Here is a 14,931-nt window from a genome sequence, read left to right on the forward strand (position 1 = left end):
AATGCCAGCACGGGCCGGTATTACTGCATAAACCACATGATGAAGGTTAAGACCAAGCCGAAGGTGCCGCAAAAGGCAAAAATCATATAGAAGCCTTTAGCACCTTGTTTGACCGTCAGACCGTGGTAGTTAAGAAACAACCACCACAACGCCGATAACACCAGTGGGACTAGAAAAAGTCGAGTCATAACATCCTCTTATTATGATGCCTGAGCAGTCACTTGCTCAGGAGCGTCTTGTGCCATTAAGCCTTCTTGACGGCCGATTGCCAGCGCCACTACGGCATCACCTGTGACATTGGTAGTGGTACGCATCATATCGATAATCCGATCGATGGCGGCAATAAAGGCGATGCCTTCTAGCGGTAAACCGACTGCATTCAATGTGACCGTCAGCATCACCATGGCAGAGCCGGGAACGCCAGCGGTTCCGACCGATGCCAGTACCGCTGTGGCCATAATCAATGCGTATTCGCCCGCGCCCAGTGGAATACCATAGAGCTGAGCAATAAATACCGCCGAAATTGCCGGATATATACCACCACAGCCGTCCATATTAATGGTAGCTCCTAATGGCAATACGAAGCTGGCATATTGCTTTGAAACGCCAAGATTTTCTGTCACGCACTGAGTGGTAACGGGCAAGGTGCCGTAACTGCTGGATGACGAGTAGGCAACGAGCTGGGCGGGGAAAATACCGCGGAAAAACCGCACCGGCGACATTCGCCCCAGCCACTTCACAATGCTGCCATAAACCAACAGCATGTGAATCAAGCACGCTGCATAAATCGCGCCGACAAACTTCAGTAGTGGCACAACCGCCTCAAAGCCAAAACTACCAAACATCCAAGCAATCAAGCCGAAAACACCAAATGGGGTTAGCTCCATGACATAGCGGGTGATCTGGAACATGACCTCGGCGCCACTGGTTATAGTGGCTTTGAGTGCTTGTGCTTTGTCGCCCACGGTATTGATGGCAATACCGACCAAGATGGCGAAGAACAAGACTTGCAGAATATTGCCTTCGGCCATGGCGGCAATCGGATTGCGGGGAATGATATCAATCAGCACTTGAGCGGCAGTGGGGATATTACGCTCTTTGACGGTATCGGCGGCAATCAACTGTAGGCCGCTGCCTAAATCAAAACTTAGCGCAATAGTCAGTCCCAATGCCGAAGCAATGAAGGCGGTGGTGAGGAATAATCCGACTGTTTTGACGCCTATTCGGCCTAAGTTCTTACCTGTGTATGAGGTTAGCGCGACCACCAAGGTGCAGAACACCAGCGGGACAATCAACATGCGAATGGCGTTGATAAATAGGTCGCCGAGCGGTTTGACGATGACCGCTTGCTCTTGAAGCAATAAACCCGTTGCGGCGCCGAGGACAAAACCGGCAAGCACTCGTTGCCAGAATGGGATGGCGAACCAAATTGCAAAAATCTTCATGAATATCAGTTTATCTTATTGTTCAGCCGAGTATCCTATCGATTATCGCGCGTTCGTCCCAACAAGGTAAACCTGAGGATGCTAAATTATTGCCGGATCGATTTGACCCACTTTGGTGGCGTCGACGGCCTCAAGCTGACCCACCAGCCAAAACCAGCACTGTCTACCGGACAAGTCTTACTTAATATTCACTATTCAGGGTTAAACCCGATCGATGCTAAAACCCGCGCAGGTTTGGGCTGGGCTGCTCAGCAAAATGCCGACAAGCTGCCATGGGTTCCTGGCTATGATGCGGCAGGCCAAATTACCGCGGTTGCTGAAGGGGTTGATGAAGCGTGGTTGGGCAAACCGGTGTGCGGCATGCTTGGATTTCCGTTGCAAGGTGGCTGCTATAGCTCGATGCGGGCGACTGATCTTAATGAATTACTCGAAGTACCCAAAGGGGTTCACCTAGCGCAAGCTGCCGCCTTGCCGTTGGCTGGTTTAACTGCTCATCAGGCGTTGTTTGAGCACGGCAAAGCGAAATCTGGTGAGCGAGTTGTGATCTTGGGGGCGTCAGGTGGCGTTGGTCATATTGCTTTGCAACTAGCTGTTGCTGCCGGGTGTGAGGTTATTGCAGTGGCATCTGCTGAGCGCAAAGCGCTGCTTGAGCGACTCGGTGCCGCTCAGATCTGCGACTACAATAGCGATTGGTTAGCTGCAACGGCGGGTTGTGCCGATCTGCTTTTAGACTTTGCAGGCGGAGATGCCGGAATTGCCGCGTTGTCGACGGTTCGCGCTAATGGCCGGGTGGTGACCTTGCCAACTGTGACTGCCGAGGCTGTCATACAAACGGCGCAAGCCGCAGGTCTGCAGGCGACTGGCATGCTGATCCATCAAGACACCGAAGCATTACAACACTTGTTACAACTTGTTGCTGCTCAAAAACTTACCATTGAAGTCGAGTCTTGCTACCCTGCGGGATCTGTTGCCGATGCTCACCAACACCTTGAACAAGGACATGTTTGCGGCAAGTTGCTACTTAATTGGTGTCAGTAACACGCTCTGGTAAAGGCCCTCGCGGTGTCGCTAATCAAAGGTGCCACCGCAACATAAGGATATTCGATGATTAGAAAACTGATAATTGCTTTGTCACTGATCACTTTAGTGAGTTGCTCAGTGGCTGAACGTGCGCCCTCCGCGCCTGCAGGTGTCAACTGGGTAGAAAGTCACGCCCCAGCGCAGGGTGAATTAGGTATTAGTTACGACAAGTTTACCTTGGACAATGGCCTGACGGTGATCCTGCATGAGGACGATTCTGATCCGTTAGTCCATGTCAATGTCACTTATCATGTCGGCTCTGCCCGTGAAGAGCCGGGCATGTCCGGTTTCGCGCACTTTTTTGAGCACATGATGTTCCAAGGCTCAGTTCATGCGCCAAATGATCTCCACACGAAATTGGTCGATGCCATGGGCGGTGAGCTCAATGGCGGTACCAATAGTGACACCACTAAGTACTACAACACCGTACCGGCCAACGAGTTAGAAAAGATTTTGTGGCTGGAAGCCGATCGGATGGCATTTGTCTTACCCGCCGTCACTCAAGAAAAATTTGAGGTACAGCGCGCCACGGTCAAAAACGAGCGAGCCCAGCGCTACGATAACGCGCCGTATGGCTTGGTTTGGGAAACCACTGGGCGGGCATTGTACAACCCAGAACATCCTTACTCTTGGCCGACAATCGGTTATGTCGATGATCTCAATCGAGTCACCCTGAACGATCTCAAAGCCTTCTTCCTGCGTTGGTATGGCCCCAATAATGCGACGTTGGTGATTGCCGGCGATTTTGATAAGCAGCAGACTCTCGCTTGGGTCAAAAAGTATTTTGGTGATATTCCGGCTGGGCCGGCGGTCGAGAAAGATGACAAACAAGTGGTTAGCCTCGATGCCGACCGCTATGTCACTTTGCCCGACAACATCCACTTGCCATTGTTGCAGCTGACATTCCCTACGGTTTACGTTCAGCATCCTGACGAAGCGCCACTGGATTTTCTGTCGCAAATCATTGGCGATGGCAAAACCAGCTTGCTCTACGAGACACTCGTAAAAAGTGGTATTGCCGTACAGGTTGGCGCATCCCACCCGTGTCAGGAGCTAGCGTGTACCTTTAGTATTTACGCAGTGGTCAATCCGGCATCGGGCCGAACCTTGGCTGATGTCGAAGCCATTATTCGCGATACCTTAGCACAATGGCAGCAGCAGCCTGTCGATGCTGCAACCCTAGAAAAATTCCAACGCATGTTCAAAGCCGGCACTATTTTTGGTCTTGAGCGTGTTGCCGGTAAAGCGAGTCAACTGGCTTCGGGGGAAACCTTCTTCGGTCGCCCTGATAATATCGCCTATGACTTAGCTCGCTATGGTGCGGTCACCGAAGCGGATATTAAGCGCGTCTATCAGCAGTACATTGCCAGCCAACATGCGGTGGTGCTGAGTGTGGTCCCCCATGGCGCCGAGGCCTTGGCAGCTAAACCGGCCAATTACCCATTGCCTGAACCGCAAGGGCCGCAACCCGAGCAACTGGTGACAACCGATGTGGTTGCGCCTGAGGTGAACAGCGCTTTCGATCGCTTTGTTGAACCATCCACTGGCGCGCCGATTAGTATCGATATGCCGCAATCGTGGCAGTTTGAGCTGAGCAACGGTATCGAAGTTAAAGGCATTTCGACCAATGAGATCCCAACGGTATCGATTTTACTCAATATTGAAGGTGGTCCGTTGCTTGACCCAGCAGGTAAAGAAGGGCTGGCAGCACTCACTGCGGCGATGATGAATGAATCGACGCAACAACGAAGCACCGAGCAGCTAGCCGATGCCATTGAAAGCTTGGGCAGCCGGATCTCGTTCAGCTCTGGTGGTCGTTCGACCCAGGTTTCAGTTTCTAGCTTGATTGAGTTCTTGCCTGAAACGCTTGCTTTGGTTGAAGAAATGCTGACCCAGCCGGGTTTCAAACAAGCTGATTTTCATCGCTTAAAACAGCAGACCATGCAGTTTTTGCAACACGCCAGCAAAGATCCTAAATCGATAGCGGCTAATACCAAGCGGCAGCTCCTGTGGGGCAAAGACACGCGCTTGGGTGTCGCCGACGGCGGTACGCTGGCGTCAGTTGAGGGTATTACCCTCGACGATGTTAAAGCCTTCTATCAAGCCAACTATTCAAGCGCGATGGCTCAAGCCGTGGTTGTTGGCAATGTCAGTCAAGCCGATGCCAAGCAGTCACTGCAGTGGTTGCAATCTTGGTCGGGCGACCCCATAACGCTTCCAGCAGCAACTGAAGGAGTGACTCAGCATCAAGGCCAGATCATTCTGGTCGATCATCCTGAAGCGGCTCAGGCGGTGATGATTGTTGGCCGTGCGGCACCGCCGTTTGATGCCACTGGTACTCAGTTCAAGCTGGGGTTGGTGAATTATCCGTTGGGAGCCAGCTTTACTAGCCGTGCGAATCAGTTGCTGCGAGAGCAAAAAGGCTACACTTACGGCGCTTTTTCACGGTTTGCTGGTGGCAAGCAACAAGGCAATTTCAGCTTGTCAGCCGATTTGCTGCAACAAGCCACCGGCCAAGCGGTCGTTGATACTATCGAACTATTAACGGCTTATTCCGAGCAGGGGCCAACGGTGCAAGAGGTTGCCACCATGCGCAGTGCGGTGACCCAAGGCGAAGCTTTGGTTTATGAGTCTGCTGGGCAAAAAGCATCATTGCTCCGACGGATCCAACAGTTCAATTTGGCTGATGATTTTCCGGCGCAGCAACAGCAAATTATTGCTTCTATCGAGCAGCAAGAGCTGCAACAGTTAGCGAAGCAATGGTTAGATCCAATGACCATGTGGGTACTGATTGTTGCCAATGCCGATAGCGTTAAGGCTGATTTAGAAGCCATCGAGGGGTGGACGGTAACCACCTGGGCGCCATAACAACAACTGATAAAGGCCACCGACCATCAGGTTTGTGGCCATCACTTAATTAGGAAAAAAAGTTGAGCGATATTCTCTCCCAGCGATTAGAGCAACTGGCCCAAAGTGACGTCACTCAAACCTTGCAGGCGATTCGCCGAGGGATTGAAAAAGAAAGTCTACGGATTGACCAAGAGGGCCGGTTATCGCAACAGTCGCACCCGAAGGGGCTTGGCTCTGCGCTGACTCACCCTGCCATTACGACCGATTATTCCGAAGCGCTGATCGAGTTTATCACTCCGGTTAGTGACAGTATTGACGCCAGTTTGGCATCGTTGGCGGATGCCCATAAGTTTGCCTTTGGGCAAATGAATGGCGAGCAGTTCTGGCCTATGAGCATGCCTTGTTATGTTGAGGATGAAGGGCAGATTCCTATCGCTCAATACGGCTCGTCAAACATTGCTCAGATGAAAACCATTTATCGCAAAGGTCTTCATTCGCGCTATGGCAGCATGATGCAGGTGATTGCCGGGGTCCATTACAACTTTTCGATGCCCGATGCATTCTGGCCGGTGTGGCAGGATATTCTCGGTCAGCAGCAGATGGATGCCGCTGAATTCCGCTCAGAGCATTACATGGGGTTGTTGCGTAACTATTATCGATACGCTTGGGTGATCCCGTTCTTGTTTGGCGCATCACCAGCTCTGTGTGGTTCGTTCTTGCAAGGTCGTGAGCATAACCTGCCATTTGAAAAGCTGGGTAAGGGCACTTTGTATTTGCCTTATGCCACCAGTTTGCGAATGAGTGACTTGGGCTACACCAACAGCTCGCAGTCACAGCTCTATGTGTGTCATAACACATTGACGGATTACGTCAGTTGTTTGCAGAGCGCCATTTCAACGCCGTCAGATGATTTTGCCAAGCTCGGTATTAAAGATGCAGATGGTCAATATCGGCAACTCAATGCCAACGTCTTGCAGATTGAAAACGAGCTCTATTCACCGATTCGGCCCAAGCGCGTCGCCCAATCGGGTGAAACACCAACCCAAGCGCTGCGTCGCGCCGGGGTGGAATACGTTGAGGTGCGCTCGCTTGATGTCAATCCATTCTCGCCGGTTGGCGTGGATAAGCTGACGGTAGCCTTTATCGATTTGCTGCTCTGCTTGTGTTTGCTAGAAGAGAGTGGCCCTCGCGATCCAGACGATCAGCAGCGCGCCCGAGAGAACATGATTAAGGTGGTGTTGGAAGGACGTAAACCGGGCCTGATGCTGGAACGTCGCAATGGGCCGGTGAGCTTGCGCCAGTGGGGGGAAGACATTGTTGAGCAGTTGCGGCCAATTGCTAAGCTGCTCGATCAGGGCCAACGCCACAATACCTATCAGCAAGCCCTAGCTGCGCAGTTGCGCCGCTTCCAACAACCTGAGCTCACCACTTCTGGACGACTGATTGAGCAGTTGATTAAGTCGAACATGGATAATGGTCAGTTCGGTTTGCATTTGGCATCGCAATACAAGAAGTTATTGACCAGCGTGCCGTATCAGCAAAGTGATGATGGCTATTGGCAAAACTTGGCTGCTCAATCGTTGCAGCAGCAGCGTGAGATGGAGCAGCAAGTGCAGCCAAGTTTGGATGACTTTTTAGCAGATTACTTTGCCAGAAACGGCCAGCCATTTTCTCTGTAAGCGGTTATTGGACGAATTTTAGATAAAAAAAAGAGTCGCTGTTGTCAGCGACTCCCACATACCCAGGGGAAAATGAAAGGGATATAAAGATGAACAATGCGATAAATTCCGTTCACTAAGTCAGACCGGCGGTGTCGCTAAAAGTTCAGCTATTTTTGATTTTTTTTCCAAATTTTTTCGGAGTGCGCTGAGAGAATGAAAAAAAGCAAGTTAAAACAAGTTGTTGTGACAGTTTGTTTGTTGTCGATGACAGCCTGTTCGACCACGCCTCCGGCTAATCCAGACAACCTATGCGACATCTTTCGAGAAAAGGATGATTGGTACGACGATGCGGTCTCGATGAATGAAAAGTGGGGCGTCCCCATTCAAATTCCGATGGCCATGATGTATCAAGAATCGAGCTTCCGTCATGATGCACTGCCACCGCGCGATTATGTCTTCTTTGGTTTAATTCCTTGGGGCCGAGTCAGCAGCGCCTATGGTTACTCGCAGGCTAAGACCATGACTTGGCAGGATTATATCCGCGAAACAGGCAACTCTGGCGCAGACCGCGATGATTTCGGCGACGCCATTGATTTTATGGGCTGGTTTATTACCAAAACCCATAAAATTAATGGTGTATCTCGGTGGGATGCCTACGGCCAGTACCTTAATTATCATGAAGGCTGGGGTGGCTATCGACGCAAGACTTACAATGGCAAACCTTGGTTAAAGAAGGTCGCCAAGAAGGTCGAGCAGCGCGCCAGTCAATACGGAACCCAGTACCGTAAATGTAAAGACGAGTTGGAAGGTGGCTTTTTCGACTGGTTGTTCTGAGTTGACCCAGCCACTTAGCTGGGTCATTAAGTGCGCGTTAAAGTAAGCGTTTTTTACTCGGCCGAGTCAGCATTCTTACTTGCTTCACCATGTTGTCGGCAACTTCCAGAATTTCAATGGTGTAATCGCCAATTCGCAAACTAATATGGGAATCTGGAATGTCTTCTAAATATTCCAAAATGAGGCCGTTGAGAGTTTTCGGCCCGTCGGTAGGCAGACTCCAGTTGAGCTCTTTGTTGAGATCGCGAATGTTGGCCGTGGCGTCCACCAGATAACTTCCATCATCCTGCAGTTCAATTTCTTCACTCGGCGCCATGCTGACGGTGGTAGTGAAATCGCCAACAATTTCTTCAAGAATGTCTTCTAAAGTGACTAAACCCTGAATATCGCCGTATTCATCAACGACCAAGCCAATCCGCTCTTTGTTGCGCTGGAACTTGAGCAACTGAACATTAAGCGGCGTGCCCTCTGGGATGTAATACAAGGGTCTGACGGCGCGCAGCATCGATTCTTTTTCAAACTCGCCCTTGGCCAGCAAGCGCAGGGCGTCGCGGCTGTGGACAAAGCCAACCGCGTCATCGACGGTATCTCGATACAGCAGTACTTTGGTGTGCGAGGTAGAGATCAGTTGTCGCGACAGCACTTTCCATTCTTCATTGACATCAAAGCCGATAATCTCACTGCGCGGCACCATAATGTCTTCGACGGTGACTTTCTCTAAATCGAGAATCGATAGCAGCATATCTTGGTGGCGTCGCGGGATCATTTTGCCTGCATCGTGCACCACTGAACGCAACTCTTCCGAGCTTAAATGTTCGTCATTGTCATCACTGTTTTTAATGCCGAATAGACGTAGCAAGCCATTGGAAAGAAAGTTGACCAGCCACACCGCCGGATAGAACACCACCATTAACGGCTTGAGTAGCACTGACATTGGAAACGCGACTCGCTCAGGATAGAGCGCGGCAAATGTTTTTGGGGTGACCTCAGCAAAAATGAGCAGGAAGAAAGTCAGGCCAAAGGTCGCAACAGCAATGCCGTAATCACCAAACACCCGCAAACTTAGAACGGTGGCGATGGATGATGCCATGATATTGACTAGATTGTTGCCGATTAGGATCAGACCGAGTAATCGATCTGGGCGTTCGAGCATACTTAATACCCGACGGGCGCCTTTGTGTTTTTGCTTGGCTTGGTGCCTTAACCGATAGCGGTTAATGGACATCATCCCTGTTTCCGAGCTGGAAAACATTGCAGAAATGATGATCAATCCAAAAAGAGCCCAGAGTAGGGCGCCGTTTGATATGTCGTTCAAGAACGAAAATCCTTTATGGCAGTTGAAGTGGCATTGGGCCGTATTCAGGGGCCCAATGTCAAGCCCACTAACTCGACAGTAACACTTCTTTAATAAAGCGGCTGCCGAAATAGGCCAGTGTCAGCACCGATGCGGACACGATACTAAATATAGCCATACGTTTGGCCGACATGCCAATGCGCCAGTCGACCCACAGCACATAAGCGTAAATGAGCCACGCGGCAACTGTCAGAATGGCTTTATGACCCTGGCCGTGACCAAAGAAACCTTCAAGAAAATGCCAGCCAATTACAATGCTGGCGGTCAGCAAGAAAAAGCCAATGCGAAGCAGCAAGCTGAGTTGGCGGTTGACCACCATTAACGGCGGTAAACCCGCCAGCGGGCCATGATGCTTCAAGCGGTAATCAATCAGCCAGACTTGCACCGCCATTAGTGCGGCGATAAACATGCAGCAATACGACAGCACGGCCAGCGAGACATGAACGGCCAGCCCGGTCATACCAACAAAGTTGGTGAAATAGTGATTAGATTCAGTCATGGCAGGCGTAATGACCATGGCGCAGAGCAGATAAACCGGCGGTAACAGCAGCAGAGATTTGAGGCTTTGATGGCCAAGAGTAAGTACCGCAGCGACTAGCAACAGTACGAGTGAAGCCACATTCGGCAGGCTGAAATCGAGCACACCACCAACCGCAAAGACCTGCCAGCCAATCAGCACTGCGTGCAGTACCAGTGCTGGAGTCGCCAATAATATCGGAGACAGCGCTTTTGGGCTGGGTCGTATCCATTGTTGCCAAAGCACCGCCGCAATGGCGAGGTACAACAAGATCACGATAAGTGCCAATTGAGACATTTGCATCATGCGTTAGTGAGCTCCTGATGGGCTGTTGAGCAAATCAAAGGCCCAGTCTCGAATAGGTTTAAAGGCCGCGGCGATTAAAATAATAAGGGACGATACGCTAAGCCACAGTGGCATCCAGTCAGAGTGTTGATGACCATTGGCAATCTCAATGTGGTGCTGGTCAATCAGCAAATCTAAAGCGACGCCGCTCAACAATGCCATAGCCATCACTGAAACGATATATTTGATCATGATGTTTTGGCCTAACTCATTACGCAGCACAGCAATGGTTGACATATTGGTTGCCGGGCCTGCCAGCAGAAATACCAGCACAGTGCCAGGCGATACGCCCGCCAGCATCAAACCTGCGGCAATGGGGGTCGAGGCGCTGGCACAAATGTACATCGGAATGCCGATCACTAGCATGATAAATTTGGCGATCCAGCCACTGCCCCACGATGCCAACCATTCGGTCGGGACAAATGTCTGTACGGCGGCAGCAATGACAAGGCCGGCCAACAACCACCAAGCGATGTCTTGATAGAGCTTGCCAAAAGCAAACTGAATGCCGGTGATAACCGAGGATTCTTTCGCTGCTTTATCGTTGGACTTGGAGTCACAGCATGAGCTGGTTGTTGTCGCCGCTGGCTGTTTCGAGCTGCAACAGGAGCTGGTTGCTGGCTTTGCTGGCGCAGATTTGCTGCAACAGCTGGTGGTGACCTCATCGATGCTGGCAGCTGCAGGTTTTTGCTGGCTGTTCTCTGAATCTGACGCATTGACCCACAAGCCAGCTGTTAACGCTGTTGCAATCGCGGCTACCGGTCTGACTATGGCCATAAAAGGCCCCATCATGGCATAAGTTAGGGAAATTGAATCGACACCGGTTTCTGGAGTCGAGACTAAAAAGGATACCGTGGAGCCTTTACTGGCCCCACTGCGGCGGATGCCCAGCGCCACTGGAATGACGCTGCATGAACACAATGGCATCGGCGCGCCGAGCAGGGCGGCTTTGACAATGGGTTTACTGCCTGAGCCGCTGAGCTGTCGCTTAACCCAAGATTCCGGTAGCCAGGCTTTTATCAGGCCCGCGATGATAAGACCGAATAGTAGATACGGCGCGGCTTCTAGGCTTAGGTCGATTAAGTGGTTGAAAAACGTCATTGTTAACCCCGCATGCAGAGCTGAGATTATAACCCCATGTGCGGTTGAAATTAACCCGCAGCTTGATCCGGATAATGATCATCCCAATCTTGTTGAAATCGCGTATAATCGCCACCTTCGTATTACCCCAGATCTGGTACTCAATATGTTTGATAACCTGACCGAGCGTTTATCGCAGACGCTCAAAAACGTAACAGGCCGTGGCCGCCTGACGGAAGACAACATCAAGCAGACGCTGCGTGAAGTGCGCATGGCGTTGCTCGAAGCCGATGTGGCTTTGCCGGTGGTAAAAGACTTCGTCAATCGGGTGAAAGAGCGCGCCGTTGGTCAGGAAGTATCGAAAAACCTGAACCCTGGCCAAGCCTTTATTAAGATCGTTCGTGACGAGCTCGAAGCCACTATGGGTGAGCAGAACGAAGATCTTAATCTTCGTGCCCAGCCGCCAGCGATCATCTTAATGGCGGGTTTGCAAGGTGCCGGTAAAACCACCAGTGTTGGTAAATTGGGCCGATTCTTAAAAGAGCGCCAGAAAAAATCAGTGCTGGTGGTCTCTGCTGACGTTTATCGCCCTGCGGCGATTAAACAGTTGGAAACAGTGGCTGGTGAAGTAGGCGTAGAATTCTTTCCGTCATCGACCGACCAAAAGCCCGTCGATATTGCCAACGCCGCGATTGAGCACGCACGTAAGCAATTTATTGATGTAGTGCTGGTGGATACCGCAGGTCGCTTGCATGTCGATGAAGACATGATGGGCGAAATCAAAGATCTGCATGCCACCATTCAGCCTGTCGAGACCCTGTTTGTGGTCGATGCGATGACAGGTCAGGACGCCGCCAATACTGCCAAGGCGTTTAACGACGCCTTGCCACTGACCGGTGTGATCCTGACCAAAACTGATGGTGATGCCCGCGGTGGTGCAGCGCTATCGGTGCGCCACATTACCGGCAAGCCAATCAAATTCCTCGGCGTAGGCGAAAAGCTCGACGCCTTAGAGCCGTTCTACCCTGACCGTGTGGCATCACGGATTTTGGGTATGGGGGATGTGCTGTCACTGATCGAAGAAATTGATCAGAAGGTCGACAAAGACAAAGCGGCCAAAATGGCGGCCAAGCTACAAAAAGGTAAAGGCTTTGATTTAGAAGACTTCCGCGACCAGTTAGCGCAAATGCGTAACATGGGCGGGATGATGGGCTTGATGGACAAAATGCCTGGCATGGGCGGTATGTCTGAGCAAATCAAAGACAAAATGAATGACAAGATGACGGTGCACATGGAAGCCATCATTAACTCCATGACACCGGCAGAGCGCCAGCGCCCAGATATTATCAAGGGCTCGCGCAAGCGTCGCATTGCTGCCGGCTGCGGGCTTCAGATCCAAGACGTCAACAAGCTACTGAAGCAATTCAACCAGATGCAAAAAATGATGAAGAAAATGTCAGGCAAAGGCGGCATGAAGAAAATGATGCGCGGTATGCAGGGTATGCTACCACCCGGCATGGGCGGTGGAATGGGTGGCGGCCCTGGCGGCTTTCCTCCACGTTAAAGCGAGTCGAATTATCGGTAGAAAGGAGCTGTTATTAGCTCCTTTTTTGTGTCGGCTATGACTTGCCGCTGCGCATAGACCTTGGCGTGCGCAACCTGCCCAGAAAGTTTGGACTTCTGCTAAACTGCATTCACGCGTTTGTAGGGCTTCAGAGGTTTACCCATGCTAAAACCAGTAGGAATTATTTTAAGTTGTTGTTGCTTAGTATCGTGTGGCGGTAGTAGCAGTAACAGTGGCGATAATCCAACCACTTCTCTTTTTTCTCTCGCTATATCCGATGCACCAGTTGATGACGCCAACAAAGTGGTGATTACCATTGATCGCGTCACCTTGCGCAACCCCAGTGGCGATGATGTGGTGTTTGATACTTTTAATAACAGTGAAGAAGGTATTGTTGATGCCGACACTGTGCAAATCGATTTGCTTGAGTACGCCGGCAGTAAGCAATTTCAAATCCTTGAGGATGAGCGAATCCTCGCCGGAGATTACAGCGATATGCTGCTGGAAATTCTCGATGAGGATGAAACGCTTTCTTATGTTGAAGAAACCGATGGTTCAATTAAGCCAATAAAAGTGCCGAGCGATGAATTGAAGCTGGGTTCATTTACTATTGTTGAGGCTGATCAAACACAAGCTTTCACGGTTGAATTTAATCTCCGTAAGTCAATGACGTACAAGCCAGGGCCGGACGAGTACAACCTCAAACCTCGTGGTGTGACGCTCGTCGAGACATCACAATCGGGCACCATTGGCGGTAATGTTGATTGGAATGCCATGCTGGCTGAACCAAGTTGTGCCAGCAGTGGTCATTTGGTCTATTTGTATTCCGGTGTTGGTGTTTCGCAAGCAAATATGAGCGATGAATTTGACTCTGAAGATAGCAATAATGGCGCCCCTTCAGGGGCTATTGCTCCGTTTGCCAGTACTGCCGTTGCCATGGATGAAGAGACCGGCTTGTATTCCTACGAGTTTGGTTTTGTTCCTGTAGGTGATTATACCCTCGCATATGCTTGCGACTTGGGCGAAGGGGGAGATGATCCGGATATCTACGATGGTATCGACATTCCAAATCCACTCTCGTCAGTGGCTGAAGTCACCTTAACCGCTGGCGGTTCTGCCCGCGTTGACTTTCCTGATGCAAGCTCAGCTCCAGAAGCGTTGACCCTCGGCATTTCTGATGCGCCAGTTGATGATGTCGATGAAGTAGTGGTGACTGTCGATGTGGTGACGTTCAAGCAGTCAGGAACGGACGACCAGATATTCGACTGTTTCTTAGTTGATGCAGAAGAAGGTGATGTTGATGACGAGAGTTGTCCGACGAGTGACACCGAAGGGAAAGTGTATGCAGATTTAGTGTCAGTCAATTTGCTCGACTACACCGGCGGCAAGCAATTTATTCTGCTCGATGGTGTTGAGATAGCTGCAGGTGACTATCAGGATGTTTGGCTCGATGTGTTTGATGAAGACACAGAATACGCTTACGTCAATGAACAACTTCCTGAAGAGGGACAGCCCCAAGAAGAAGCGTTCATCAAGGAGTTGAAGGTTCCTTCAGGTACTCTCAAACTTGGCGGTTTCAGCTACGATGAGCAAGGCACTCAACTGACGATTGATTTCAACTTAAGAAAATCAATGACCTACAATCCAGGGCCAGATCGTTACATCCTTAAGCCCAGAGGCGTCAGCCTAATCAACAATGCAGGGACCGGCAATATCACCGGCAACCTCGGTGAAGCGTTATCAGCGAGCGATGCGTGTAGCGCTGAAGGAGCGTGGCAAATCGTTTATTTGTATGCTGGCTCTCCAACCGAAACGCTCGGCGATGAATACGACCCTGAAAGCAATGCTGGAGTTACTGCTGTTGAGCCTTTCATGAGTGTTGCGGCGAATGATGACGGCTCGTTTGGTTTCGGTTTTGTGCCAGCAGGGACTCATACGCTGGCTGTCTATTGTGGTTTGGAAGAAGATGATCCGGAGGACTTTGATGGATTAACGATTCCTACGCCAACCGATAGTCGTGTTGATGTCACCGTCACTGAAGGGTTAACCACAACGTGTGACCTGTCAGTCGGTGGTTGCTGAGCCGGTGAAGTAAAACGAACAACCCAAAGAGCTAGTAATAGCTCTTTGGGGACGTTATCGACACCAATTGTCCTCTTATTTGCCTCTTAATATCGTTGTTTGAACTAACCTTAGTTGTC

General features: G+C 50.7%; 11 protein-coding genes. 6 read left to right on the top strand and 5 right to left on the bottom strand.

The window, feature by feature from the left end; translation table 11 throughout:
- Window positions 1-20: 20 nt before the first annotated feature.
- Both IC617_RS07025 and IC617_RS07030 read right to left on the bottom strand, forming a co-directional pair.
- Complete coding sequence (locus IC617_RS07025) at window positions 21-188, bottom strand: hypothetical protein (protein WP_191144272.1); 168 nt, start codon at window positions 186-188, stop codon at window positions 21-23.
- Between the two features lie 12 nt (window positions 189-200).
- Entirely contained in the window at window positions 201-1,445 is a 1,245-nt protein-coding gene (locus IC617_RS07030; protein WP_224745860.1) for a dicarboxylate/amino acid:cation symporter, read from the bottom strand.
- Between the two features lie 78 nt (window positions 1,446-1,523).
- Between IC617_RS07030 and IC617_RS07035 the strand changes: the two genes are divergently transcribed.
- The 4 genes from IC617_RS07035 to IC617_RS07050 all read left to right on the top strand — a co-directional run bounded on the left by IC617_RS07035 (window position 1,524) and on the right by IC617_RS07050 (window position 7,870).
- Complete coding sequence (locus IC617_RS07035) at window positions 1,524-2,483, top strand: NADP-dependent oxidoreductase (RefSeq protein WP_191144273.1); 960 nt, start codon at window positions 1,524-1,526, stop codon at window positions 2,481-2,483.
- Window positions 2,484-2,549: 66 nt separating this feature from the next.
- Window positions 2,550-5,393 carry a M16 family metallopeptidase gene (locus IC617_RS07040; protein ID WP_224745861.1) on the top strand — a complete coding sequence of 948 codons (2,844 nt, stop codon included), beginning with the start codon at window positions 2,550-2,552 and terminating at the stop codon, window positions 5,391-5,393.
- Window positions 5,394-5,455: 62 nt separating this feature from the next.
- Window positions 5,456-7,054, top strand: a complete 1,599-nt coding sequence (gshA, locus tag IC617_RS07045) for a glutamate--cysteine ligase (RefSeq protein WP_224745862.1) — start codon at window positions 5,456-5,458, stop codon at window positions 7,052-7,054.
- 195 nt (window positions 7,055-7,249) lie between these two features.
- Window positions 7,250-7,870: a transglycosylase SLT domain-containing protein gene (locus tag IC617_RS07050; protein ID WP_191144274.1), complete on the top strand. Its 621-nt coding sequence runs from the start codon at window positions 7,250-7,252 to the stop codon at window positions 7,868-7,870.
- Between the two features lie 37 nt (window positions 7,871-7,907).
- Here the strand turns inward: IC617_RS07050 and IC617_RS07055 are convergent, their stop codons facing one another.
- The 3 genes from IC617_RS07055 to IC617_RS07065 all read right to left on the bottom strand — a co-directional run bounded on the left by IC617_RS07055 (window position 7,908) and on the right by IC617_RS07065 (window position 11,187).
- Complete coding sequence (locus IC617_RS07055) at window positions 7,908-9,185, bottom strand: HlyC/CorC family transporter (RefSeq protein ID WP_191144275.1); 1,278 nt, start codon at window positions 9,183-9,185, stop codon at window positions 7,908-7,910.
- A gap of 67 nt (window positions 9,186-9,252) precedes the next feature.
- Window positions 9,253-10,047 carry a cytochrome C assembly family protein gene (locus tag IC617_RS07060; protein WP_191144276.1) on the bottom strand — a complete coding sequence of 265 codons (795 nt, stop codon included), beginning with the start codon at window positions 10,045-10,047 and terminating at the stop codon, window positions 9,253-9,255.
- Window positions 10,048-10,050: 3 nt separating this feature from the next.
- Window positions 10,051-11,187: an SO_0444 family Cu/Zn efflux transporter gene (locus IC617_RS07065; protein WP_191144277.1), complete on the bottom strand. Its 1,137-nt coding sequence runs from the start codon at window positions 11,185-11,187 to the stop codon at window positions 10,051-10,053.
- Between the two features lie 145 nt (window positions 11,188-11,332).
- Here IC617_RS07065 and ffh point away from each other — a divergent pair, with 145 nt between their 5' ends.
- Together ffh and IC617_RS07075 are read left to right on the top strand one after the other, a co-directional pair.
- Window positions 11,333-12,730, top strand: coding sequence for a signal recognition particle protein (ffh, locus tag IC617_RS07070; RefSeq protein ID WP_191144313.1), 1,398 nt, complete (start codon window positions 11,333-11,335; stop codon window positions 12,728-12,730).
- Between the two features lie 162 nt (window positions 12,731-12,892).
- The gene (locus tag IC617_RS07075; protein ID WP_191144278.1) at window positions 12,893-14,812 is read left to right on the top strand and encodes a DUF4382 domain-containing protein; all 1,920 of its coding nucleotides are present in this window, start codon (window positions 12,893-12,895) and stop codon (window positions 14,810-14,812) included.
- Window positions 14,813-14,931 lie beyond the last annotated feature (119 nt).

Source organism: Neiella litorisoli (genome assembly GCF_014773395.1).
Lineage (GTDB): Bacteria > Pseudomonadota > Gammaproteobacteria > Enterobacterales > Neiellaceae > Neiella > Neiella litorisoli.